Here is a 21,820-nt window from a genome sequence, read left to right on the forward strand (position 1 = left end):
GGATGGCAGCGCTCTCGCGTTTCCTCTGCATCCTGCTGCTCGCGCTGGTTGCCGGTGCGCCGGCCTTCGCGCAGTTGCAGCCGGTGCCGAAGTTGGCCACCCGCGTCACCGACCAGGCGGGCATGCTGGACGCGGCCCAGCGCCAGCGCCTCGAGGCGGTGCTGGCCGACTACGAAGCCAAGACCGGCAGCCAGATCGCCGTGCTGCTGGTAAAGTCGACCGAGCCCGAGGCCATCGAGCAGTACAGCATCCGCGTCACCGATGCCTGGCAGCTCGGCCGCAAGGGCGTCGACGACGGCGTGCTGCTCGTGGTCGCGCGCGATAACCCCAGTGCGTTGCGGCGCCTGCGCATCGAGGCCGGCCGCGGCGTGCAGGGAGTACTGACCGACGCCCAATCCAAGCGCATCCTGCAGGACGTGATCGCGCCGCACTTCAGGCAAGAGCACTATTACGAAGGCCTGGTCGCCGGCGTCGGCGCCATCGCCACCCTGCTCAACCAGGAAGCCTTCCCTGCCCCGCCGCCGGCGCAGCAGCAGCGCCAGGCGGCAGCCGACGGCGGCGGTTTCCCGCTGTGGGCGATCTTCCTCGTCATCATCGGCGCCTCGATGCTGCGCTCGATGTTCCGGCCGCGCGGGCGCACGATCGGCACCCGTCGCGGGCAGTCGCACTGGGGCAGCGCCACCACCGGCTTCGTCCTCGGCAACATCATCGGCAATATGAGCCGTGGCGGCGGCGGCGGTTTCGGTAGTGGCGGCGGCGGATTCGGCGGCGGCGGCTTTTCGGGCGGCGGCGGCAGCTTCGACGGCGGCGGCGCCTCGGGAGACTGGTAATGGGATCGATGACACACAAGCTGCGCCGCGCCTGGCGCCACTGGAAGAGCAGCGCCAGCGAGGCGAAGCAGGCCTTCCCCGACACCACCCTGGACGCGATCGCCGAGGCGATCGACCTGGGCGAGCGCACCCACCGCGGCGAGGTACGCCTGATCGTCGAAAAGGCCCTGCCCCTCGAGGCAGCCTGGGAAGGCGTCACCAACCGCCAGCGCGCGATCGCCCTGTTCGCCGACTACGGCGTGTGGGACACCGAAGACAATTGCGGGGTGCTGATCTACGTCAACCTGGCCGAGCACAAGATCGACATCGTGGCCGACCGCGGCATCGACCGCAAGATCGACGCCGCCACCTGGCAGGCGGTGTGCCGCACCATGTCCGAGGGCTTCAGGCAGGGGCGCTTCCACGACGCCACGCTGGCCGCCGTCGGGCAGGTCAACGAGCTGCTGCGCCAGCACTTCCCGTCCAGCGGCGAGCGGCCCAACGAGCTGCCAGACCAGCCGCTCATGCTGTAGTCGTCCCGTCCTGGCCATCGAGCCATTCGCGCGCCAGGGCATCGACTTCGGCGATTTCGGCCTTCATGCGCGCCGCCTTGCGGCTGGCCCACACCAGGCCGCCGGCCAGCATCAGGACCACGAAGACGACGCCCCAGGTGGCCGCCCACTCGCTGCGGGCATTGACCGCCACGAAAAATGGCGCCGGCAGCATGGGGATGGTCGACCAGCGCGTCCATTTCACCAAGCGCAGGCTGAGCCGGGCGCGCTGGCGCCGCAGCTGCAACCAGTCGCGCAGGCTTGCTCCTTGCGGCTCGCGCAAGGCTGCAACGCGGGTCCAGGTGAAGCCGATCATCACCACCACCATGAACAGCAGGAAGTACACCCACCACAGCAACATGGCGCCGCTGGCCGTGGCCCGCGACCAGTCGCGGGCCAGCAGCGCCAGGCCCACCAGCGCCAGCGCCCACTCGCCGGCGATCGTCCATACGATCAGCCATCGCTCGCGCCGCGCGCGCGCGATCATCGCCGTCACGTCCGGCAGCGGCGCGGCGGCCGAAGGAGACGCCGATGCGTCGCCGCCCCAGGCGTCCTGCAGCTTCGCCCATTCATCCGCATCGTCCATCATTCCTCCAGCCTTTCCTTGAGCGCGGCCTTGGCGCGATTCAGGCGCACGCCGACATTATTGACCGAGATGCCGAGCAGTTCCGCGATCTCTTCATAGCGCATCCCTTCCAGCGCCAGCAGCACCAGCTGGCGTTGCCCGACCGGGAGCTGGCGCAGCGCCGCCAGCAGCCGTTGCTGCTGCTGGTTCAGGCGCGCCAGGGTTTCCGGCCCCGGTTGGTCGTCGGCCCACTCGTCATCGAGTTCCTCGTGCTGCGGCTGCGCCACCGCGCGCATCACGTGGCTGGCGCAGCGCCGGTGGGCGACACCGATCACATAGGTCTTGAGGCTGGCTTCGCCGCGAAACGCCGGCAAGGCCTGCCACACGGCGAGCATGATGTCCTGCACCAGGTCTTCGCGCGCATGGCGATTGCGCTCGAAGCTGGCGGCAAAGCGCACCAGCATGCCGCCATGCTCGGCCATCAGACGCTTGAATGCGCGCTTGATCTCGATATCGTGCGATCCGGCCATCACAATCCGAACACGAAGCGTTCGCTGCCCAGGCGCCGGCTGCCGAAGGCGATCAACAGCGCGGCGCCGCCCAGGCAACCGGCGACCGACAAGGCCAGCAACTGGGGCGCCACGGCCTGGCCGGCGAGCAGCGCGCCCAGGTGGGCGTGCTGGCTGAACATCGGCAGCAGGTGGGAGGCGGTCGGCGAGCCGGTCCCGAGCTCGTGCATCATCAGCGCCATCGGCGCCATTTGCAGCAGGTTCAGGTAGATCTGGCCCTCCTTGTGGGTGCGGGCATGCAGCGCCACCACGCATTGCAGGGCGCCCACCAGCAGCGCCAGCGGCAGCAGGATGAGCAGCATCTGCGCCAGCAGCGCGGCGTCGGGCGCGAAAGCCACACCCACTTCGTGCAGCGGCAGCCGTTCGAGCGCCTTCACCGACAGCAGCAGCGCCGCGGCGCAACTGACGTAGCCGAACAGCGAGGCGGTCAGCCATTTGCCGATGAACAGCGTGCCGGGCGCCACCGGCTGCGCCAGCAAGGCCTCGAGCGAGCGCCGTTCGCGTTCGCCGCCGGTCGCGTCCAGCGCCACGTGCGAACCGCCGACGACCAGGCCGAGCAACCAGAACAGCGGCAAGGCGCCCAGCACCAGTGCCGCCCGTCCGCCCTGGCCGCCCATGTCGCGCAGCTGCAGGTGCAAGGCATTGGCATGGCCGGGCGTCACGCCCGCGCCCAGCAGGCGCTGGCCGGACAGCTGCGCGCCGTAGCCGGCCACCAGCGCCTGCACGCGCTGGGCCTGGCGCCGTGCATCGTCGTCGGACATGTCGGCCCACAGGGCCAGCGTGGCCTCGCGTCCCTGCGCCAGCTGGCGCGGCGCCTGGGCCGGCACTTCCAGCACCACGGCGCCGGGCGTCGCCGCGAGCAGCTCCCCGGGCTTGCCGCTGCTCGCTTGCAGCGTGACGCCAGCCGCTTCCAGGTGCCGCACCAGCCCCGGCGCATGCGCCGCGCCTACCAGCTGCAGTGGCCGCACGCCGGCGTCAAGCTCGGATGCGATCATCGCCTTGAGCACGGCCGCCAGCACGAAGGGGCCGAGCAGCGCGAACAGCAGGCCGGCCATCATCGAGCGGCGGTCGCGCAGCGCATCCGTCACTTCTTTCGATATCACGATCCACAGATTCCCGGCGAATTTTTCAAGTCTCATGCTGCTATCCCCTCATCGCTGCCGATCACGTCGACGAATGCCTGTTCCAGGCTGCTCCCACCCGTTTGCGCCAGCAAGGCCGGCGTGGTGCCGGCAAAGCGCACCCGGCCCGCCGCCAGCACCACCACCTGGTCGCACAACTGGGCCGCCTCCTGCATCACATGGGTAGACAGCAGTACCGCCGCGCCGCGTGCGCGTGCCCTGGCCAGGGCCTCGCGCACGGCGCGGGTGCTCATCACATCCAGCCCGCGGGTGGGCTCGTCGAGCACCAGCACGGCAGGATCATGCAGCAATGCGCGCGCCAGCGCCACCTTGATGCGCTGGCCGGCCGAAAAACCCTTGGCCGGGCGTCCGGCCTCGGCCTCCAGCCCCACCTCGCCGATCACGCGCTCGATGGCGCGCTCCAGCATCGCGCCGCGCATGCCGTGCAGGCGGCCGAAGTAGCGCAGGTGGTCGCGCGGCGTGAGCCGCTCGTAGAGCCCGAATTCGTCGGTGACGATGCCGAGCCGGCGCCGTGCGGCGAGCGGTGCGCGCGCCACGTCGATGCCGTCGATGGCGACCGCGCCGCTGTCCGGCGCCAGCAGGCCATACAGTATCCGCAGGCAGGTCGACTTGCCGGCGCCGTTGGGGCCCAGCAGCGCGGTAATCGTGCCGGGCCTGGCGGTGAAGCTGACCTGGTCCAGGGCTTGCAAGGCCTTGAAGCGCTTGCTGATATTGTTCACGACGATCATGGTGCGCTCCTTACAGGGTGGGTTGGCCGTTGGCCAGCACGAATGGGGGACGGCGGATGGCCGCCAGGCAGGCGCCATCGACGGCAGCCGGGTCGGCATGCTCGAGGAAGGCGGCGATCAGGCGCGGCGCGCAGCCGGCGTGGCTGACGATATGGCCGGCGCCCGCGGCCACCAGTACCCGGCTGCGGCGCAGGGACTGAGCGGCCAGCTGCGCGTTCTCGGGCGGCGTGACCGGATCGAGGCCGCCCGCCAGCAGCAGGGTCGGCGCGTCGGACACCACGGCGCGCACCAGGCCGACATCCGGGGCCGCGGCCGGCCATACGGCACACCAGTCGCGCCAGTTCCTGGCATAGGCGTCGCCGAAACGGCTGCCGGCGCCGTCCCGCTTCATGGCCGCGGCCTCGATGAACGGCGCTTCCTCGGCGCACAGCACGGATAGCGTCTGGCCGAAGGTCATCCCTTCCATGCTCCAGCCGGCCAGGGCGTCGTACAGGCCGAGCAGGGGCTGCGACCGGCCGTTGGCGGCGGCGTGGATCGCGAACGGCAGCACGCTGGCATGCTGGCCGGTATACATGGCGCCGCGCAGCAGCTGCGCCACCGACTCGCCCCGGTGCGGGCCGACGGCCGGCAGCGCCAGCACGGCATCGAGTTCGCGCGCCAGGTTCGGGAATGCCCCGGCGCAGCCGCGGTCGGCGGCGCAGTCGGCCAGCAGGCGCTCGAGCGCGGCCTGGCTGTGGCGCGACGAGAGCAGGATGCGGGCGTTGGTCGGCGCCACCGAATCGAGCACCATGCTGCGCACGCTGTCCGGATATTGGCGCGCATACATCAGGGCGGTGCGGGTGCCATAGGAGCCGCCCCACAGGCTGAACCGGCGATAGCCGAGCGCGCGCCGCACGTCCTCGAAATCGGCCAGCGCGGCCCCGGTATGGTAGTGGCGCGGGTCGCCGTCGAGCTCCGCCAGGCAGGCGCGCAGGCTGGCCAGCGCGGCTGCGTTGTCGCCCTGCGCGATGGCTTGTTCCGGCAGCGCGCAGCGCAGCGGCGCCGAGCGGCCGGTGCCGCGCTGGTCGACCAGCAGGATGTCGCGGCGCTTCCTCGCCTCGCGGAAGGCGCTGCCCAAGAGCGGGCCGAAGTCCATCGCGGCCTGGCCGGGGCCGCCGGCCAGCACCAGCAGCGGGTCCGGCGCGGCCGGCCTGGCGGTGGCCTTGATGCGGGCGTAGTGAATCGTGATGCGGCGGCCATCCGGCCTGGCGCGGTCTTCCGGCACCGAGAGCGTGCCGCACTCGACGCGCTCGGAAAAATTGGGCAGGTGGCAGGGTTCCAGCGCGGCGGCCAGGCTGGAATACAGCAAGGTTGCCAGGAACAAGGTCCAGGCGAAGGCGAGGTTCTTGCGGGTCATCTTTATTCTCGTTTGAATGGCGATGACGGTTTAGTACCTGCCTGCAGGAAAAACTTACACCGGATGCGAGATTATTCACAGTGGTTAGAATGGCGGTCTTTGCCCACCCACGAAAACCCGCCATGAAACTCAAGCAGAAGATAGCCATCGTCACCGGGGCCAACCAGGGCATCGGCCTGGCCTGCGCCCAGCGCCTGGTGCGCGAAGGCGCGCGCGTGATGCTCGTCGACGTCAAGCCCGAAGGCGAGCAGGCCGCCGCCAGCCTGGGCGAGGCCGCCAGTTTCTTCCGCGCCGACGTCGGCATCAAGCAAGAGGTCGATGCCATGATCGCGACCACCCTCGACGCCTTCGGCCGCATCGACATCCTCGTCAACAATGCTGGCGTCACCCACGCGGCCGATTTCCTCGACCTGGAAGAAGACGACTTCGACCGCGTGTTGCGCATCAACCTGAAATCGATGTTCCTGTGCAGCCAGGCGGCGGCGCGCGAGATGGTGAAACGCGGCGACGGAGGCTGCATCATCAATATGTCGAGCGTCAACGCCGAGCTGACCATCCCGAACCAGGTGCCATACGTGGTGTCTAAAGGCGGCGTCAACCAGCTGACCCGGGTGGCCTCGATCGCCCTGGCCCAGTACGGCATCCGCGTCAATGCGATCGGTCCGGGCACGATCCTGACCGAACTGGCCAGGCAGGCCGTGCTCGGCAGCCCGGAAGCGCGCCACACGATCCTGTCGCGTACGCCGCTGGGCCGCTGCGGCAAACCCGAAGAAGTCGCATCGATCGCCGCCTTCCTGGCAAGCGACGACGCCTCGTACATGACCGGCCAGACGCTGTACGCCGACGGCGGCCGCATGGCGCTGAACTACACGGTGCCGGTACGCGAATGAGGGGGGCTGTCGCGTTTCAGAGAGATATTGCTTTAGCGTATGTCTGGTATCTGAACTCGCAATTGGACGCTATTGAACGCAACCCCGATAATTACACCTGTCTCCACTATTCTCCTCCAAGAAAATAGTTTTAAGCCCGCGAAAGAGCGGGCTTTTTTTTTGTCCGGAACGGATGTGGACATACAAGATACGTATTACTACGTACGGATAATCGGAATCCTGGGCGATATTGCCATTGCCCGTCTTGTCATCAAACCTTTGCGCTTGGTCACGGCGTCGTAACAAACACTGCCTATACTAAAAATCACCTGCCATACATCGCAACCGATATGCCTGATGGCAGCAGGTGTGCGGCGCCCAGGGCGCTACACACCAACCGATTTGTCGCATCTCTTGGCCCGATCTTGGGTTGTGCCCGCCACTGGCGGGCATTTTTTTCTGCCCTGCCACAACTTATGACCAAAAAAATTGTCACAGCGCTTGAAGCTGTCGTCGATTTGGTTATCATGAAGTTCGCGCTTCCGATTCGGTCCGCCTTTCGGAAGACCAACGTACAACGAAACGTCCAAGGGAGCCCGTCCTATGAACCTACGTGTACCAGCCACTGCAGCGCCCGACACTTGCCGCCGGCATCATGAAGATGGCAACCTCGTCCTCAGCGAACTGAACCCGCGCACCGTCGTCGACAGTCCCGACAACGACAGCACGCCGCTCAACCTGCTTACCTTCGGCAGCGTCCGCGAAGTCTGCCCCAAGTGCCAGCAAACCCACCTCAAGCTGGTCCTGCGACAGGGAAGCGTGCGCATGGCCCACCTGTTCTGCGCCGATTGCGCGAGCTGCTTCGACGCCCACTACGCAGACGGCGCGCCGGCCCTGACGATCTGAAATGCTGCCCCCGGCAGGTTCTGCCACTATCGGCGTGCGGGCAATGTGCCGCGCGGCGTGGTATGGTTGACGCTTCCCGCGTCTCCTTCCACGTTTGCCTCGATGCCCGCCCTGTCGTTCCTGCTCCAGCCCACCATCAACGTCCGCCGCGCCCTGCATGCCCTTGCCCTGCTCGGGCTGGTGGCCATCCTGGTAGCCGGTTCGATCCCCGGTGCGCGCGCCGGGGTCGGCGCCTATGCGTCCGGAGTAGTGCTGCACGGCATGACCTACGCCTTCCTGGCCGCGCTATGGTTCCTGGGCGCGACCGGCACGCCGTTGCAGCGCGCCCTGAAGGCGATGCTCGCCATCGCGCTGATGGGCGCCGTGGACGAATGGGTGCAGAGCTTCTTTCCCTACCGCTCGGGCGACGTGCGCGACTGGCTGGTCGACGTCATGGCCGCCACCTTCGCCTCCACCGTGCTGGCGGTACTGGCCACGCTCGCGCCGGCGCCGCAGCCGGCAACGCCGGCGCGTCCGCGCTGACCATCATCCCCTGTTCGGGTTCCGCAAAGAACCCCGTCGCTTGATCCGACCCGCCCTCAAAGGAAGTCAGTTGGAACGCTGGCGCACTTCCCGCCTCTTATCCTCGTGGCGCGCGGCATCGTCACATCCCCACCAATCATCGGATACGAGGAGTTGATCATGAAGCAATCACACCAGAGCGTGGCCATGGCGGGCCTGCTGGCGGTCGCGCTGGCCATTTCCGGGTGCGCCTCCATGCGTGGAGGAGAGTCGTCCAAGGGTGCGAGCGGCGCGAGCGGCAGTACCGGATCGAGCGACCATGGCGCGGGCGCCAGCGGCAGCTCGGGCAGCTCGGGCACCACCACCGAAAGCATCCAGGACGGCGCGGGCGTCTCGGGCAGCTCCGATACTTCGGGCAGCTCGGGCAGCTCCGGCGCCTCGGGCAGCAGCGGCTCGGGCACGTCCAGCATGCAGGACGACCGTGGCGGCAGCGCCTCGGCCGCAGGCGGCGCCGCGGCCAGTGCGGCGCCCAACAGCACCGTGCTGGCCATCGAGATCCTTCCCGGCGCGGTCGGCATTACCGAAGGCGATTCCTCGATGGGCAGCAGCGGCTTGGCCGGCGCCACCGGCAGTTCCGGCGGCGGCGGCCAGTCCTACCGCGTCACGGTGCGCATGGACGACGGCAGCACGCAAGTCGTCACCCACAACACCACACCCGACTTCCGCAGCGGCGACCGCATCAATGTGACGAGCGGCGGCATCCAGCGTTAGCCGGGCCGCGCTGCGGGGTGGACGGCCGGTCCACCCTCACAAGAAAACAAGGCCGCGACCGGGTTCAGGGCGTGCCCGGATCCTTGCCCTCTTCCACCTCGCGGTGAAACATCGGGATGTTTCGCGTCGCGTTGCTGATGACTTCCAGCGGCAGCTTGGGCGTCCGGTCGGCGTTCAGCAAGCCATTGGCTTCCTGGAAGGTGTCGGCGAACTGCGTGTAGCAAAAGCCGCTGAACATGAAGGTTTCATTGACCACCTGCAGCAGGCGCCGGTATTGCTTGAGATAGCTCTCGGCCGTGTGTGCGCGGCTATAGCCCCAGGTGCTCTCGTCCGGGTTCGGCGTCTGCTTCGGATCGTAGGCGATACCGCCGAATTCCGTCAGCACGATCGGCTGGCCGCGGTGCGGGAACCCATCCAGGGTCAGGATGCGCCCACCGGGACGCCGCTGGTCGAACAGCGTGCGCACCGGATCGGTCACGGCGTAGCGCGCCAGGATCTTTTCCGGGTCGCTGTCGTAGTCGTGGATGCCCAGGATATCAGTGGCCGACGCTTCCCAGCCATCGTTGCCGATCACCGGGCGGGTCGAGTCGAGCGTGCGCGTCAGGTGGTACAGCGCCTCCACCGCATTGCGATGGGCCTGGGTCAAGGTCAGGTTGGGCACGCCCCACGACTCATTGAAGGCCACCCACACGATGATGCAGGGGTGGCTGTAGTCACGTTCGATCGCCTCGGTCCATTCCTTGACCATGCGCGTGATCGCGCGCGGGCTGAAGCGGTAGGCCGACGGCATTTCTTCCCACACCAGCAGGCCCAGCTTGTCGGCCCAGTATAAAAAGCGCGGATCCTCGATCTTCTGGTGCTTGCGCACGCCGTTGAAGCCCATGAGTTTGGCCAGTTCGACGTCGCGCTTCAGGTGCTGGTCGGACGGCGCCGTCATGAACGACTCGGGCCAGTAGCCCTGGTCGAGCACCAGCCGCAGCTGGTAGGGACGACCATTGAGCATGAAGCGGTCGCGGTTGATCGACACCGAGCGCAGCGCCGTGTACGAGCGGATGCGGTCCAGCACCACGTCGCCGCAGCGCAGGGTCACTTCGGCATCGAGCAGGGTCGGCCGTTCGGGGCTCCACAGGATCTCGTTGCGCGAATCGTCGATGCCGGGGTCGGACAGCGCGATCTTGCGGTTGGCCTCGCCCGCCAGCAGCTTGTAGTAGTCGTCCGCCAGCAACTGGTCGCCGTGCCAGATCTTGACCTCGACAAACAGCTCTTGCTGGATGTCGCCGGCGGCGAACACCTCGCAGCCGATCTCGTAGGTCTCGAACACCGGGGTCCAGCGCAGTTTCTGGATATAGGTCGGCGCCACCTGCTCGACCCAGACGGTCTGCCAGATCCCGGTGGTGCGCGGATACCAAATCGAGTGCGCGTCGAGCAGCCAGTCCTGCTTGCCGCGCGGCTTGGCCAGGTCGGCCGGATCGTCCTCGACCCACACCGTCACCGTCTGCTTGCCGTCGGCCCGCATGGCGCAAGTGATGTCGGCCGCGAACGGCGTATGGCCTCCTTCGTGCTCGGCCACCAGCTGGCCATTGACCCACACCTTCGCGCTGTAGTCGACCGCGCCGAAGTGCAGTATCGTGCGACCGTCATTGGGCGCCAACTCGAAGTCGCGCTCGTACCAGACCACGCGGTGGAAACCCGTGTCCTGGATGCCGCTCATCTCGGTCTCGGGAGCGAACGGCACTGTGATCTCGTGCGTCCATTCCTTGACGTCGGACGGCATGAAATAACGGCCCTCGTCGTCGAAGCAGAACCGCCACTTGCCGTTCAGGTTCTGCCACTGGTCGCGCACCAGCTGTGGACGGGGATATTCAAACTGGTTCATCGTTGTCCTTTCTGTCAGTCGGCACCGGCACCAGGATCCGGCCTTGGCGTCCATCCGCTTTGTGATAGGCCGCCAGCGCGGTGGCGGCGGCTTGCTGCGCCTGGCCCTTGCGGCACAGCGCCACGCAGGCGCCGCCGAAGCCGGCGCCGGTCAGGCGCGCACCGAGCACGCCGGGTGCGGCGCGTAGCGCCTCGCACAGGGCGTCCAGCTCGGGAATCGATACCTCGTAATCGTCGCGCAGGCTCAAGTGCGAGGCGTTCATCAGTTCGCCGAAACGTTCGGCGCCCACGCCGTCGGCGGCTTCGAGCACGCGCAGGTTCTCTTGCACCACATGGCGCGCCCGTTCGCGCAGCGGCGACGGCAGGCTCTCGACCGAGGCCGGATCGGCGACATCGCGCAGCGCCTGCACGCCGAGCTTCTTCGCGCCCTCCTCGCATTCGGCGCGGCGCTCGTTGTACTTGCTGGCGGCGAGCTTGCGGGCCACGCCCGAGTCGACCACGATCAGCTCGGTGTCGGGCGGCAGCGGCACCAGGCGGTGTTCCAGCGAGCGCGCATCGATGAACAGCATATTGCTTTCGTCGGCCAGGCTGGACGCCATCTGGTCCATGATCCCGCAGTTCACCCGCGCGTATTCGATCTCGGCGCGCTGGGCGATGCGGGCCAGCTTGACGTCGTCCAGCTCGAACCCCAGCAGCGCGCGCATGGCGCGCAGGGTCGCCACCTCGAGCGCGGCCGATGAAGACAGGCCCGAGCCGACCGGCAGGTCGGTCTCGACATACACGCGCAGCGGCGGCACCTCGATGCCTTCCGCCTGCACCAGCCGGATGCAGCCCTCGATATAGCTGCCGAAGCCCTGCGGCGCGCTGCCGTCCCGGACGAAGGTCACGGTGGCGTCGAGGTTCGGCGAATAGAAGTGGAAATGATCGTCGCCGCTGCGGCTCATCGCGACCATGGTGCGCTGGGGCGTGGCCACCGGCAGCATGAAGCCGTCGTTGTAGTCGGTGTGCTCGCCCAGCAGGTTGACCCGGCCCGGGGCCGAGGCATTCACCTCGGGCGCCCCGCCAAAGAAGGTGTCGGTAGTCACGGTCATGCCTGCGCCTCCAGCCAGAGCGGCCGCTTGCGGCCATGGACGTCGAGCGCCGGCCAGCCGGCGTCAACCGTCAGGTTCTCGAGCCCCTGTGGGCCGAGCAAAAAGGTGTCTTCGATCTTCATGCCGCCATAGCTCGGGTTGAAGGCGAAGGCCATGCCTTCCTCGAGCAGGGTTGCGGTGCTGGCGGTGGCCAGGATCTCGCGCGCCAGGTAGCCGGTGATGCCGCCCTGGTGATGCTCGCGGATCGCGCCTTCGACGTCGGCGTGGTGGTAGGCCTGGACCAGCGCGTGGTACACGCTCGACAGCGATTTGCCGGGCGCCACGGCGGCCAGGCCCGTGGCCTCGACGTCCATCAGCGCGCGCTGCGCTTCCGGCGCCGAACCCGCACCGCCGAAGCTCACGAAGCGCGTCAGGTTCGCATACAGCCCGTGGCGGCGCGCGCAGAACACCAGCATGGCGCGCTCGCCGATCGGCTCATGCGACGGCGTCGCATGGCGGTACAGGGGCAGGCGCCTCGCGCCGGCCGCCAGCACCAGGGCCGGGTGGATGCCGCGCCGCCACAACGCCTCGGCGCCGGCGCCGGCCAGTTGCTGCTCGGTCCAGTCCGGCCGCGCGTGGTGCAGCACCTCGGTCATCGCCTCGGCCGCCTCGCGGCCCAGCAGCCGATAGCGCGCCTGCTCGGCGTCGCCCAGCACCAGTTTTCGTTGGCGCAGCGCCAGCGGCAAGGGCTGCTCGCTGCCCACGGGACGGTCCGACAGCACCGCGCCGCCCTGGGCCGCATTGGCCACATAACGCTCGCGCAGCTCCGGCTCGGCCCACGGTTCGATATGGAAGGTGAAGCCGTCCGGGATTTCCTCGGCGCGCAGGCGCTCGCCCTCGATCTCGTCGGTCAGCACGCAGGCTTCATGCTGGGTCACCAGCACCTCGGCGATGCCGACGTCGGTCGTCTGCAGCACCGCGCTCGAGCCGCCGGCCGTGACCCAGGCAAACCAGTCGGTGCCGCGCAGGCGCAGCGCGCCGGCGCCCTCCTGGGCCAGGGTGGCGCGCAGCAGCGCCAGCTTGTCGGCGACCTCGGTGGCGCGCATATCCAGTCCCGTCATGCGGATTCCTCCAGGCTCACCTCGACCTGCTGCAATTCATAGGCCGTGGTTTCGGGCAGCACGTCCATTGCGAACATGCCGGCCGCCAGCTCGGTGCCGGCCAGGTATTTCAGGCGGTCGCGCGTGCGGTAAGGCGGATAGAACTGGGCGTGCAGCTGGGTTTCCGGGTGCTCGGCGCCGTCGGTCGGGGCCTGGTACCAGGCCATCAGGTAAGGAAAAGGCCGGTTCCACAGGGTCTCGTACTTGAGCAGCACGGTCTTGAGCGCGCGCGCCAGGCCCTCGCGCTGCGGCGGCGTGAGCGCGGCGAAGTCCTTGCATGGCGCGGTCGGCATCACCCACACCTCGTAGGGATAGCGCGCGCAGGCCGGCACGAAGGCGATCGCGTAGTCGTCCTGGTACAGCACGCGCCGGCCGTCGGCGGCCTCGTCGCGCGCCATATCGCACAGCAGGCTGGAGCCGTGCTGCAGATAGTATTCGCGCTCCTGGCCCAGCATGCGCGCCGGCACCGCCGGCACAAAGGGATAGGAATAGATCTGGCCGTGAGGATGGTGCAGGGTCACGCCGACCTCGGCGCCGCGGTTCTCGAACGGCAGCACATAGTGGATGTGCGGGTGGCTGCCGATGCGCGTGGTGCGGTCGCCCCAGACCTGCAGCAGCAGCTCGATGCGCGACAGCGGCAGATGGGCCAGCGCCGCGTTCGGGTCTTGCGTGAACACGACCACCTCGCACTGGCCGTTGGCCGGCGCGGTCGGCACCGTCACCGTGGGCGGGTCGTGCGACTCCAGCGCGAGCGACGGGAAGCGGTTGTCGAACACGGCGATCTCGTAGTCGCCGGCCGGCATCTCGGTCGGATGTTCCTGGTCGACGGTCGGCGCCAGCGGATTGTATTGCGGCGGCGGCTGGTAGGTGCGGTTCTGGCGGAAAGCCGCATAGGTCACCCACTCGCCGCGCAGCGAATGCCAGCGCAGGTGCGGGTTCGCATGTTGCGGATCCGGGAACGGACTCGGTGCAACGATTCCCTCGGGAATCGGCTGGTTGCTGTACAGGGTGAGGTTGCGCCCGTCCGGCTTTTTGAGTTCTTTACTATGCATGGCAACAGTTCAGGTTCGGTCAAGCATTCGGTCACGTCGGACGCGCACGCGCACGCCGCAGGCCGACACATGCGTCGACACACCGGCGCGCTCGCGGCGCTGAAAGCCGATCCTAACATGCTGTTTTCGCCACACTTTCACCCCAGAACTTACTCATTTTCCGGGTATCAATACCGCTCTGTCACAGGGGCGAGACAGCCCTCGGCCTAAGACGTGGATTCACAAGGGAAAGCGCCTGGGCAGACGCCGACCGGAGGGACCATTGTAGTCCCGTGCCTACGCCATGATTAGAAGTTTTTACACGTTTTGGCAAGCAAAACGCCTACGTTCCTGGCATAGGCAAGAGCGGCCGCTCAACTGGACGGGAGGGATCGCATGGTCGGCGGCAAAGCGCCCACCATGCGCGAAAAAGGCAGGGCTTACTTGGCCAGGTCGACCAGGACGGCCGTGTACATCTGCAGGTTCAGCAGCAGCTGCCTGGTGGTGATGAACTCGTGTTCCGAGTGGCCGGTGTACTTCGCGCCCGGCATCGACGGACCGAAGCTGACCGCGTTCGGGAACAGCCGCGAATTGGTGCCGCCGCCGATCGCCACTGCCTTCGCGTCCTTCATCCCCGTGAAATAGGAGAAGGTCGACAGCAGGGTGTTCAGCTGCGGCGGATTGTCGAGGATCCACGGGTCGCGCATGCCGACCTTGATGTTCGCGAGCGGCAGCTGGCGCGCCTGCCAATCGGCCAGCGCGGCATCGATCTCGCCGCTGAGCTGCTCGCTGGTCTTGCCGCGCGGGCGGCGCAGGTTGATGGCGATCTCGATGCCGTCGTCGAGCTGGCGGATCACGGTCGGCTTGAAGGTCAGCGGTCCCATGAAGCTGTCGCGGTAGGCGATCTTGCCGAACTTCTCGCCGTAATAGCCGGTGCCGACCAGGTCGTTCAGGTAGTTGACCACGCCGCCAGCCACCGTATTCGGCCAGTTGCGCACCGCCAGCGCATCGGCCAGCATGCTGACCGCGTTCACGCCCTCCTGCGGCTTGGACGAGTGGGCCGACAGGCCTTTCGCCACCACCTTGAGGTTCGCGCCCTGGCGCTCGAAGGTGTAGTGCATGCCCTCGTGCGCGGCGCCGCGTGCGCGCATCTGCCGCTCGATGTCGGGCGTGGCATTGGCGACCAGCGCCTCGGCATCCTCGGGGATCTGGGTATTGAACGAGCCGCCCTTGAATTCGGCGATATACGCTTCGCCCGCCGCCGGCACTTTGGCGCCGGCCTTCGGAACCGTCACCGCCACGGTGCCGCCCCCCTTCTCCGCCGTCACCACCGGGTATTCGGCGTCGAGCGTGATGCTCAGTTGCGGCGGTACGTGGGTCTTGAGGAATTCGGTCAAGGGTCCCCAGTCCGATTCCTCGCCCATGTACACGTACAGCTCGATGCGTTTGTTGAGCGGGATCTGGCGGTCGCGGATGGTCTTCATCGCGTACAGCGCGGTGGCGATCGGTCCCTTGTCGTCCTCGGCGCCGCGCGCGATCAATTTGCCGGGTTCGCTGGTACGGTCCAGCACGAACGGCGACTTCTTCCATTTGGTCGGGTCGACCGGCTGCACGTCGCCATGGGTCACGATGCCGACCCGTTCGCTGCCCTTGCCGAGACCGACGATCACGGTCCAGCCATGGTCGGCGACATCGAGACCAAGGCGCTCGGCTTCTTCCTTCAGTGCGGCCTTGAAAGCGATATGCACCGGGTTCCTGTCGGACGGGTAGCGCGCATCGACCACCGTATTGAAGCTGACCAGCCTGGCCAGGGTATCGACCACGTCGTTGCGGTAGGTCGCGACCGCATACTTGGCGGCGTCGACAGCGGCCTGGCTCGGGGTAGTGGCGGAGCCGGCCTGGGGCGCGGAAGCTGCGGCAAATGTGGCGGTGGTCCACGCCAGCAACACGCTGGCGATCAAGGCTTTCTTGTACATGGGGGGCCGGTCTCCGGGATGGGTGCGCAGGGTTGCAAAAGCGCAAGAAGTCTAGCACAGCCATCCATGCACGCGACCGCGGTTCGGGCATGCCGGCCCGATCCACGAACCGGTGGTCGCGCACGGGCCTTTCGTCATGAGCACCCGCGAAGCAATCGCGCAGGCGAACCGCGACTACCAGGCCGGGCGCTTCGGTTCAACGCTGGCTTGACGCTACCTGGCGCTGCGGGCCGATCCGGGCAAACACCGCATGCGGGAACGGCGCGCCGTCGAAGCTCAGGCTCACGTCCCGCTCGACCGCTTCGAAGCGGTCGTGGCCGACGTGGACGATCTCGATCGGGCCGTCGCCGAAATCGGCATACAGCTTGTGTCCCTTTTCACTGACACGCAGGGTGCGGCCATCGTCGAGCCGGTAGCTTCCCTGCATGCGCTTGGCCATCGTCGGATCGACGTGGGCCTTTCTTGCCTGGAGGGCGCCGGGATCGCCGGCGCCGGAGGCAGCCGCAGGCCCGGCGGCGAGGCCTGACAGCGACATGAACAACGCGGCCGACAGGGCAATGTGCTTGCTGCGCATGATGTCCTCCTTCGGGTAGGGGGCCGATGCCGGATCAGCGCTGGGCCGCTGCCACCGCGCGGTTGTCGCCATCGCGGACGAAGACCGTCTCGGGAATCTTGTCGCCCTGGAAGCGCAGGCTCAGGTCCTTGCCGACCGCGACAAACCGTTTGCTGCCGATGTGGATCAGTTCGACCGGACCGTCGCCCAGGTCGGCATACAGCGTGCGCTTGCCGCCATCGAGCTTGCCGGCGACCTGCAGGGTGCGGCCATCCTCGAGCGCGTACTCGCCCTGCACGCGGTCGAAGGCGAACGGTGGCATTTGCACCTGTTGATGGGCGCTGCGGACTTCGACGACGGGTTTGCCTGCGCCTTGCGGGGCGGCCATGGCCGAGATCGAGATGGCGGCGGTGGCGGCGAACAGGGCGATGTGCTTGATGCGCATGATGATGGTTCCTTTCAGGTCGAATTCGAAGAAGGACCTGCTGCGGCAAGCGGTCGATCGCCTGTGAAGAAGCCGCGCAGTCCACGTGTTGCGTATTCGCCAGGCTTGCTTTTTTGTCTGGCGATGAACCCAGTCTAGCCACGCGCCGCAAGTACTCAAGCGGCTTTGGGATGAAGCGCCGAAACGCGCGACGAAATGCGGAAAACGTGAGGTGGACGGGAGGTGCATATGCGTGCCAAAACAGTATGTCTGCACGCCGTCTGCATGCCTCGTTGCGCATGTTTTTCAATGTTCGTGATTTCAAGGCGAGCCTGATTTCAACTGTGTGTCTGCATGGCGTGCAGATGCCGTACAGTAGCGGCATCGATAACGATGCAGACCCATCCCATGCAAGCGATTCCCCTCGTCGCGACCACCCGCGGCTACCCCGACTCAGGCACTCCGATCGAGAACGTCCACTGGGGCTCGGTGGCCGTGGTCGACACGCGTGGACGGCTATTGTGGTCGGCGGGCGACCCCGGCTATCCGACCTTCACCCGCTCGGCCCTGAAGCCGTTCCAGGCCCTGCCCTTCATCCTGGCCGACGGCCCGGCGCGCTTCGGCTTCACGCAAGCCGAAGTCGCGCTGCTGTGCGCGAGCCACTCGGGCGAGGCGATCCACCTCGATGGCGTGCGTTCGATCCTGGACAAGATCGGGTGTGAACCCGGCCACCTCGAATGCGGCTGCGCGGCGCCGCTGCATTACGAGTTCACCGGCGAAAAACCACCGCCAGACGCGACATGGACGCTGCTGCACCACAACTGCTCCGGCAAGCACGCGGGCTTCCTGGCCTGGTGCCGCCTGCACGGCATCCCGCACGCCAACTACGTCGATCGCGGCCATCCGCTGCAGCAGGCGATCCGCGCCACGCTGGCCGACACCGTCGGCCTGCCGCCTGGGCGCATGCCGGCCGGGATCGACGGCTGCTCGGCGCCGAACTATGCGCTGCCGCTATCGTCGCTGGCGCATCTGTATGCGCGCCTGGCGCATGGCAGCGCCGACCCGCAGCTGGGCGGGGCGATGGGCATCCTGAGCGAAGCCATGACGGCGCGGCCCGACATGGTCTCGGGCCTGGAGCGCACCGATCTGCATTACATGAATGCCGGCGGCGGCGACTGGGTGGCCAAGGTCGGCGCCGATGCGGTGCAGGCGATCGGCGTGCGCTCGGCCGGGATCGGCATCGCGATCAAGATTGCGGACGGCAATAGCCGCGCACTGCATCCGGCCGTGGTGGCGGTGCTCGACCAGCTCGGCCTGCTGGACGGCGCGCGCAGGGCGGCGCTCGAACGCTATCGCCAGCCGGCCATCAAGAATGCGCGGGGCACGGTGGCAGGCGATATCCGGCCGCTGTTCACCCTGAAGAGAGAGGCTTGAAGCAGGACGCGCTACACCAGTGGCGCGTCTTTACAACACCTATCAAGTTTGTCATTTCATTTTAGGCTTGAAGGGTTAATACTTGCTGAGCGGAATTCTCCGTTTCTCAAGGGTATTGACATCGTGTTAAAAAATTTACGTATCGGCTCCCGCCTGACGCTCGGATTCGCCACGATCCTCATCTTGTCCCTGGCCGGTACCGCGTCCGCCCTGTATACGACGCGCAGCAGCGCCGCAGCCACCCAGCAAATGATGCAAAAGCCGCTGACCAAGGAACGCCTGGTTGCGGACTGGTATGTGCTCGCTTATTCGGCCATCGCCCGTACGTCGCTGATCGCGCGCAGCACCGACAGCACCCTGTCGACGGTGTTTGCCAAGCCGATCAAGGACAGCGTGACCGAGGCCTCGGCCGCGGTGAAGAAGGTCGAGGCGCTGCTCGATACCCCCGAAGAGAAACAAGTGCTGCAAGAGATCATGGCACTGCGCAAGAAGTACCAGGACGCGAAGGAAGCCGTCATGAACGCGCGCACCACGGGCGACCCGGAAGCCGCCGAGCGCAGCTATGAACAAGTGTTCGCGCCGGCCGCTGCCGCCTACGGCTCCCGGGTGCTGAGCCTGCTGGAAATCCAGCGCCAGTCGATCAACCGCATCTCGCTGGAGATCGAAGCGTCCAATGAACGCAGCACGCGCCTGGTTCTCCTGTTGACGGTGCTGGCGACCGCGCTCGGTGCGCTGGCCGCCGTGCTGATCACGCGCAGCATCACCAGGCCGCTGGATGCCGCCGTCAGCGTGGCGCAGACGGTCGCAGCTGGCGACCTGGGCAACAACTTCGCCACCTATCCGAAAGACGAGGTGGGCGACCTGATGCGGGCCCTGGAAACGATGAATGGCGCCCTTGCGAACGTCGTCTCGCAGGTCCAGCAAGGCACCAGCGCGATCTCGACCGCCTCGAGCGAGATCGCAGCCGGCAATCTCGACCTGTCGTCGCGCACCGAGCAGCAGGCCAGTTCGCTGGAAGAAACGGCGGCTTCGATGGAAGAACTGACGGCCACCGTGCGCCAGAACGCCGACAACGCAGTGCAGGCCAACGGCCTGGCCCAGGCCGCGTCCGAAGTCGCGGCGCGCGGCGGCGCCATCGTCGGCCAGGTGGTCGACACGATGGGCTCGATCGACGCCTCGGCGCGCAAGATCGTCGACATCATCGGCGTGATCGACGGCATCGCCTTCCAGACCAATATCCTGGCCCTGAACGCGGCGGTCGAGGCGGCGCGCGCCGGCGAGCAAGGCCGCGGCTTCGCCGTGGTCGCCTCCGAGGTGCGCAACCTGGCCCAGCGCTCGGCCAGCGCCGCCAGGGAAATCAAGGGCCTGATCGGCGATTCGATGACCCAGGTGAATGCCGGCACGACCCTGGTGCAGCAGGCCGGCACCACGATGAACGACGTCGTGAGCAGCGTGGCGCGCGTGACCGACATGATGTCCGAGATCAGCTCGGCCACCCAGGAGCAGCGCACCGGCATCCACCAGGTGAACGAGGCGATCACGCAGATGGACCAGGTGACGCAGCAGAACGCCGCGCTGGTGGAGCAGGCCGCAGCGGCGGCGGCCAGCATGCAGGAACAGGCGGCCCGCCTGGCGCAGGTGGCGGCCGGGTTCAGGCTGGGCAGTTCCAATGGCGCGCAGCAGCCGCGGCTGGCAGCGCGCAAGACGCCGGCGCTGGCGATGTAGGGGCGGTTGCTGGCGTGCGCCTACGCCGCCAGCCGGCGCAGCATGGCGGCGATCGCGTCCAGCACGGCGCCGTCTTCCCAGTAGCTGGCGTGCGACAGCGGATTCCAGCTGCGCGCCAGCAGGCTTCCCACCCCGCCGCTGGCATTGATGGCGCGGTCCTCGACCAGCGCCCGGTAGCCGGGCGACAGCGGCTGCAGCGGCCAGCCCAATACGTCGTCCGGATCGTAGAAATTGATCCACTTGAAGAGCGAGGTGGGCGGCGCGATCGGGATGATGTGCATTTCCTTGTGCGCGGCAATGAAAATCGGGATATTGCAGCCGGTCGTGACCAGGCCGGCGCAGGTGCCGCCGCCCAGGAACACGCGCTCGCTCGCGGTCAGCGGGCGGCCCAGTGCAGCATTGGCCCAGGCATCGATATTGCGCCAGATGCCGGCCCCGACGGCTCGCCCGGCGGCCGCCTTCTGGGCGTCGTACAGATAGCTCGACAGCACCTGGCCGCCCAGCGACTGGGCAACGAACACCACCGGCATGTCGGGACGCGCCGCGTGGGCGGACAGCAAGGCGCCGGCAATCTCTGCCTGGGCCAGCTCGTAGACCGACCCCGGAATCTCCTTGCGGTTTTCCAGCCCCGCCGCATCGCCCAGGCCGTACAGCACGAATTTGCGCAGCGCCTCGTAGCGCACCTTGCCGGTGGTGGCGGTGCGGTCCCAGACCTGGCGCTGGTTATCGTGCAAGATGCCCTGGTAATAGACCGAGCGCATCACGACCTGCCCGGCGAGGCTCTTGAGGCGGTTGCGCATGTGCGCCATCAAGCCGTCAGCGTAGTCGGGCAATGTTTCTCCCATGCCGTGGACGGCGATCAATGCGACTTGTGTCATGGCCCTTCTCCCATTGGATCTGGCGCAAGGTGCGTCGATGTCGCTAGCGTAGCAAACTTCGAGGCGTTGACGTGTCTCAAAACACTGGCAAAATACCTACCATATGGAAATCCTGTTTGACCGTCATGCGGATGCGATCCGCCGCCTGGACCTGGCCGCCGTCGCCACTGCCGGCGACATCCCCGAGAGTTTCTTGCTAGCACGTGACGGCCGCTACAGCAGCCACTACATTCCTTTCGAAGCGGTGAACCGGCAGGCGCGCGTGGTCGTGGTCGGGATCTCGCCCGGCTTCGTGCAGTGGAAAAATGCGATGCGCGAGGCCCAGCGCCAGATGGCGTTGCGGGCATCGAGGGAAGAAATACTGCGCGCGGCGCGCCAGGCCGGCGCCTTCAGCGGCGCGATCCGGCCCAATTTCATCGCCTTGCTCGATGCGATCGGCGTGCAGCGCTGGCTCGGCATCGCCAGCTGCGCCACCCTGTTCGACAGGGACGCTGGCCTGGTCCACATCGGCGCCATCCTGCGCCATCCGGTCTTTGTCGACGGCAAGAACTACAGCGGCACGCCGGCGATGCCGCGCCACGCCTTTCTCAGGGAAGAAGTAATGCGCTATTTCGCGCACGAAGCCGCCCTGCTGCCCGATGCGCTCTATATCCCGATGGGAGCAAGCGTGGGCGAGGGCCTGGACTGGCTTGCCGGCCAGGGCGTGCTGCGCCCCGAACGCATCCTGCACGGCCTGCCGCATCCATCCGGCGCCAACGCCGAGCGGGTCGCTTACTTCCTGGGCAAGAAGGACCGCGCTGCGCTGTCGAGCAAGACCAATGGCGCGCAGATCGATGCGGCGCGACTGGCCTTGCTGGCGCAGATGGCGGATCTACTGCGCTGAAGGA

Annotated in this window: 23 protein-coding genes; 10 read left to right on the top strand and 13 right to left on the bottom strand. The window is 67.2% G+C overall.

Annotated elements, in window-relative coordinates; translation table 11 throughout:
• Positions 1–2: 2 nt before the first annotated feature.
• A complete protein-coding gene (locus E8M83_RS19705) occupies positions 3–830 on the top strand; it encodes a YgcG family protein (protein ID WP_137175048.1) in 828 nt (275 codons plus the stop codon).
• The gene (locus tag E8M83_RS19710) at positions 830–1,342 is read left to right on the top strand and encodes a TPM domain-containing protein (RefSeq protein ID WP_137175049.1); all 513 of its coding nucleotides are present in this window, start codon (positions 830–832) and stop codon (positions 1,340–1,342) included. Before E8M83_RS19705 ends, E8M83_RS19710 begins: the two co-directional genes overlap by 1 nt.
• Here the strand turns inward: E8M83_RS19710 and E8M83_RS19715 are convergent.
• Genes E8M83_RS19715 through E8M83_RS19735 form a run of 5 tightly spaced genes read right to left on the bottom strand, consistent with a single transcriptional unit; the run spans position 1,332 to position 5,760 of the window.
• A complete protein-coding gene (locus tag E8M83_RS19715) occupies positions 1,332–1,949 on the bottom strand; it encodes a hypothetical protein (protein ID WP_137175050.1) in 618 nt (205 codons plus the stop codon). The two genes, E8M83_RS19710 and E8M83_RS19715, sit on opposite strands and share 11 nt — an antisense overlap.
• Positions 1,946–2,455, bottom strand: a complete 510-nt coding sequence (locus E8M83_RS19720) for an RNA polymerase sigma factor (protein WP_137175051.1) — start codon at positions 2,453–2,455, stop codon at positions 1,946–1,948. Before E8M83_RS19720 ends, E8M83_RS19715 begins: the two co-directional genes overlap by 4 nt.
• A complete protein-coding gene (locus E8M83_RS19725; protein ID WP_137175052.1) occupies positions 2,455–3,633 on the bottom strand; it encodes an ABC transporter permease in 1,179 nt (392 codons plus the stop codon). Before E8M83_RS19725 ends, E8M83_RS19720 begins: the two co-directional genes overlap by 1 nt.
• Positions 3,630–4,364, bottom strand: coding sequence for an ATP-binding cassette domain-containing protein (locus E8M83_RS19730; protein WP_137175053.1), 735 nt, complete (start codon positions 4,362–4,364; stop codon positions 3,630–3,632). Before E8M83_RS19730 ends, E8M83_RS19725 begins: the two co-directional genes overlap by 4 nt.
• A 10-nt stretch (positions 4,365–4,374) precedes the next feature.
• A complete protein-coding gene (locus tag E8M83_RS19735) occupies positions 4,375–5,760 on the bottom strand; it encodes an alpha/beta fold hydrolase (RefSeq protein ID WP_137175054.1) in 1,386 nt (461 codons plus the stop codon).
• Between the two features lie 122 nt (positions 5,761–5,882).
• On the opposite strand from E8M83_RS19735, the gene E8M83_RS19740 reads away from it, so the two are divergent.
• The 4 genes from E8M83_RS19740 to E8M83_RS19755 all read left to right on the top strand — a co-directional run bounded on the left by E8M83_RS19740 (position 5,883) and on the right by E8M83_RS19755 (position 8,807).
• The gene (locus E8M83_RS19740) at positions 5,883–6,650 is read left to right on the top strand and encodes an SDR family NAD(P)-dependent oxidoreductase (RefSeq protein WP_137175055.1); all 768 of its coding nucleotides are present in this window, start codon (positions 5,883–5,885) and stop codon (positions 6,648–6,650) included.
• Between the two features lie 582 nt (positions 6,651–7,232).
• Positions 7,233–7,535 carry a hypothetical protein gene (locus E8M83_RS19745; RefSeq protein WP_137175056.1) on the top strand — a complete coding sequence of 101 codons (303 nt, stop codon included), beginning with the start codon at positions 7,233–7,235 and terminating at the stop codon, positions 7,533–7,535.
• Between the two features lie 102 nt (positions 7,536–7,637).
• On the top strand, positions 7,638–8,057 hold the full coding sequence (locus tag E8M83_RS19750) for a VanZ family protein (RefSeq protein WP_137175057.1): 420 nt from the start codon (positions 7,638–7,640) through the stop codon (positions 8,055–8,057).
• 159 nt (positions 8,058–8,216) lie between these two features.
• Positions 8,217–8,807, top strand: coding sequence for a hypothetical protein (locus E8M83_RS19755; protein WP_137175058.1), 591 nt, complete (start codon positions 8,217–8,219; stop codon positions 8,805–8,807).
• Positions 8,808–8,871: 64 nt separating this feature from the next.
• On the opposite strand, the gene E8M83_RS19760 is transcribed toward E8M83_RS19755, so the two are convergent.
• From E8M83_RS19760 to E8M83_RS19780, 5 genes are all read right to left on the bottom strand, one after another.
• Positions 8,872–10,683, bottom strand: coding sequence for a glycoside hydrolase family 2 protein (locus tag E8M83_RS19760; RefSeq protein ID WP_137175059.1), 1,812 nt, complete (start codon positions 10,681–10,683; stop codon positions 8,872–8,874).
• Positions 10,670–11,773, bottom strand: a complete 1,104-nt coding sequence (galK, locus tag E8M83_RS19765) for a galactokinase (protein ID WP_137175060.1) — start codon at positions 11,771–11,773, stop codon at positions 10,670–10,672. The genes E8M83_RS19760 and galK overlap by 14 nt, the downstream gene beginning before the upstream one ends.
• Positions 11,770–12,873, bottom strand: coding sequence for a Xaa-Pro peptidase family protein (locus E8M83_RS19770; protein WP_137175061.1), 1,104 nt, complete (start codon positions 12,871–12,873; stop codon positions 11,770–11,772). Before E8M83_RS19770 ends, galK begins: the two co-directional genes overlap by 4 nt.
• Positions 12,870–13,964: a galactose-1-phosphate uridylyltransferase gene (gene galT / locus E8M83_RS19775; protein ID WP_137175062.1), complete on the bottom strand. Its 1,095-nt coding sequence runs from the start codon at positions 13,962–13,964 to the stop codon at positions 12,870–12,872. Before galT ends, E8M83_RS19770 begins: the two co-directional genes overlap by 4 nt.
• A 419-nt stretch (positions 13,965–14,383) precedes the next feature.
• Positions 14,384–15,919 carry a dipeptidase gene (locus tag E8M83_RS19780; RefSeq protein ID WP_137175063.1) on the bottom strand — a complete coding sequence of 512 codons (1,536 nt, stop codon included), beginning with the start codon at positions 15,917–15,919 and terminating at the stop codon, positions 14,384–14,386.
• Between the two features lie 100 nt (positions 15,920–16,019).
• Here E8M83_RS19780 and E8M83_RS19785 point away from each other — a divergent pair, with 100 nt between their 5' ends.
• Positions 16,020–16,130 (top strand): pirin-like C-terminal cupin domain-containing protein, encoded by a 111-nt coding sequence (locus E8M83_RS19785; protein ID WP_373995063.1) that lies wholly within the window; start codon positions 16,020–16,022, stop codon positions 16,128–16,130.
• Here E8M83_RS19785 and E8M83_RS19790 read toward each other — a convergent pair.
• Positions 16,116–16,493 carry a hypothetical protein gene (locus E8M83_RS19790; RefSeq protein WP_137175064.1) on the bottom strand — a complete coding sequence of 126 codons (378 nt, stop codon included), beginning with the start codon at positions 16,491–16,493 and terminating at the stop codon, positions 16,116–16,118. The two genes, E8M83_RS19785 and E8M83_RS19790, sit on opposite strands and share 15 nt — an antisense overlap.
• A 34-nt stretch (positions 16,494–16,527) precedes the next feature.
• A complete protein-coding gene (locus E8M83_RS19795; protein WP_137175065.1) occupies positions 16,528–16,917 on the bottom strand; it encodes a hypothetical protein in 390 nt (129 codons plus the stop codon).
• A gap of 387 nt (positions 16,918–17,304) precedes the next feature.
• Between E8M83_RS19795 and E8M83_RS19800 the strand changes: the two genes are divergently transcribed.
• Both E8M83_RS19800 and E8M83_RS19805 read left to right on the top strand, forming a co-directional pair.
• Entirely contained in the window at positions 17,305–18,330 is a 1,026-nt protein-coding gene (locus E8M83_RS19800; protein ID WP_137175066.1) for an asparaginase, read from the top strand.
• Between the two features lie 123 nt (positions 18,331–18,453).
• Positions 18,454–20,055: a methyl-accepting chemotaxis protein gene (locus E8M83_RS19805; protein ID WP_307721863.1), complete on the top strand. Its 1,602-nt coding sequence runs from the start codon at positions 18,454–18,456 to the stop codon at positions 20,053–20,055.
• Between the two features lie 20 nt (positions 20,056–20,075).
• On the opposite strand, the gene E8M83_RS19810 is transcribed toward E8M83_RS19805, so the two are convergent.
• Entirely contained in the window at positions 20,076–20,933 is an 858-nt protein-coding gene (locus E8M83_RS19810; RefSeq protein ID WP_137175067.1) for a hypothetical protein, read from the bottom strand.
• A 103-nt stretch (positions 20,934–21,036) separates the two neighbouring features.
• Here E8M83_RS19810 and E8M83_RS19815 point away from each other — a divergent pair, with 103 nt between their 5' ends.
• Positions 21,037–21,816 carry a hypothetical protein gene (locus tag E8M83_RS19815; RefSeq protein WP_137175068.1) on the top strand — a complete coding sequence of 260 codons (780 nt, stop codon included), beginning with the start codon at positions 21,037–21,039 and terminating at the stop codon, positions 21,814–21,816.
• Positions 21,817–21,820: the final 4 nt, after the last annotated feature.

This window comes from Massilia sp. HP4 (assembly GCF_005222695.1).
GTDB lineage: Bacteria > Pseudomonadota > Gammaproteobacteria > Burkholderiales > Burkholderiaceae_D > Telluria.